Below are 2,534 nucleotides of genomic sequence, written 5' to 3'. Positions count from 1 at the left end.
CCATAGGGCGAGAACCGTACTGGTCGTTTGCCCCGCTTCTCTGCAAGAGAAGTGGCGTGTTGAAATGCAAGAGAAGTTTGGCCTGGAATTCAAAATTGTAGACAGCAACTACATCAAGGATGTCCGCCGTAAAAGGGGCATCCACGCCAACCCATGGACTTCATTCCCAAGGCTGATCACTTCAATGCATTGGGCCAAATCAGGGGAAGGCTTACGGACCATGAAAGATATCCTGCCACCCCACGCAGGATTCCCCAGAAAGTTCGATATTCTGATTGTGGATGAGGCGCATAACATCGCACCAGCCAGCTCGACACATTATGCTGTGGACAGTCTGCGAACCCGTTATATCAGAACCATTGCACCTCACTTTCAACACCGCTTGTTCCTGAGTGCTACCCCTCACAATGGTTATACAGAGTCTTTCACTTCATTGCTGGAACTTCTGGATGATCAACGTTTTGCCAGAACAATTGAGCCAGACCAAGAACAGCTCTCTCAGGTTATGGTACGGCGACTGAAGACGGACATAGTGGATGCTGATGGGAACAGAATATACCCAACCAGAGAGCTCCATGCGCTGAAAGTTCCATACTCCGAGGGAGAGAGAAGCATTCACAAGATTCTTCAGGACTACTGTGACAGCCGCTCCAAAGCTGCCAAAGAGCGGGGTTCCGTTAAAGGTAGCGAGTTTATCCACAAGCTTCTGAAGAAACGGCTGTTCTCATCACCAGCAGCTTTTGCTTCCACGTTGGAAAAACATATACAAAGTGTCGAAGGCAAGCGTAACCATAAGCAGCGCAGCTCCCTTGATGAACGTATTCTGAAGAAAAGGATACTCAAGGCAGAAGAGGACTTTGCTAACGATGCGGAATATGAGACCGCTCAAAACGAAGCTGTTGAAGAAGCAGGTAAGCATGCTCTCCCTCTGTCATCTGAGCAGAAGGAACTGATCTCAGAGATGCGTTCCTGGGCACAGGCCATGCGTAATCGGGTTGATGCCAAAGCTCAATCTATTCTCAATTGGGTTGAGTCCCACCTTAAAACTGATGATGAATGGAATAATGAGCGAGTCATTCTGTTTACCGAGTACAGAACAACCCATCAATGGCTACATCAAATTCTCAGCAGCAACGATCTGGGTGGGGATAGATTAAACGTCATCCATGGAAGTATGGATCATGACGAAAGAGAAAAAGTAAAAGCAGCATTTCAGGCAAACCCTGATGTTTCTCCTGTAAGAATCCTGCTGGCAACTGATGCAGCTTCTGAAGGTATCGACTTACAAAACCATTGTCGCTACCTGGTTCATGTCGAGATCCCCTGGAACCCTAATGTCATGGAGCAGCGCAATGGTCGTATTGATCGTCATGGCCAACGACACTCTGAAGTTCATATATGGCATCCCGTCGACAGTCAGTTCAACGAAGAGAGGGTCAATCCAACGGTTAACGTTAACAAACTTGAAGGCCAGTCTGAATATCTGATGCGGGCAGTAAGAAAGATTGATGCTATGAGGCAGATGCTTGGTAGTGTCGGCCCAGTCATTGAACAGCAAATTGAAGAGGCCATGCTGGGCAAGCGCAACGATCTTGACACAAGGGTTGCCGAGAGAAAGGCGGAGCAAAGCAAAAAGTTAGTTAGATCCGAGCGTCAACTGAAAGAAAAGATAGCCAGCCTACATGCCAGAATCATGGAAACCAGAGAAGAGTTCCATCTCACTCCAGAGCGTATTGCCGCAACGGTCAAGACGGCTCTGGCATTAGCAGATAAACCAGCCTTACAGGCGGCTCCCCTTGCAGGTGCACCTGACGGGAGCACCTATCGAATGCCCAGCTTAACCGGATCATGGGCTAAGTGTTGTGAAGGCTTACGTCATCCTCACACTGGTGAAAGTCGACCGATTACTTTTGATCATGATATGGCAAAAGGTAGAGATGATGTTGTCCTGGTTCACCTGAACCACCGGCTGGTGCAAATGTCCCTACGTCTTCTCCGGGCTGAGGTGTGGGCTCAGGATGATGTGAAAAAATTACATCGGGTTGCCATACGTTCCTTGCCAGATGGAGATATTGAATCCCCAGCAGTTATGGTTGTCTCAAGGCTGGTCGTTACAGGTGGAAATCACCATAGGTTGCATGAAGAGCTAACCCTGTCCGGTGGGTATCTGCGTGATTCTCGTTTTGCTCGTGAACGTGGTGTGAGCATTATCGATAGCTGGAGCCAGGCCTCTAACCCCACAAAAGTTCCAGAGTCGCTATTGTCAGCCTTGAATGAACGTTTCGAAAAGCACAGGGACGCAATTATTCAAACAGTAGAAGCTCGATCTAAAGACCGACTGAATGGCCTGAGCAGCAGTTTAGAAAAGTTAAAGGCAAGGGAAGTCAAAAACATCTCTATGATTCTGGATGAGCTGGAAAGTTCTATACAGGCAGAGCTGAAGAAAGACGAAGACCCGGAACAATTTTCTCTGTTTACTGAAGACGAGAAAAACCAAATACGCAGAGATAATACTGCATTGGAGGCCCGTCTTG

At 47.9% G+C, this 2,534-nt stretch carries 1 protein-coding gene; it reads left to right on the top strand.

Annotated features, from left to right (window positions below):
- A partial coding sequence (drmD, locus tag J7438_RS25075) for a DISARM system SNF2-like helicase DrmD (protein ID WP_209278778.1) occupies positions 1-2,534 on the top strand: 2,534 nt, incomplete at both ends.

It is taken from the genome of Thalassotalea sp. G20_0 (assembly GCF_017744175.1).
Lineage (GTDB): Bacteria > Pseudomonadota > Gammaproteobacteria > Pseudomonadales > Endozoicomonadaceae > Endozoicomonas.
The sequence above is the reverse complement of the archived record's forward strand: the minus strand, read 5'-3'. Positions and strand labels throughout refer to the sequence as shown.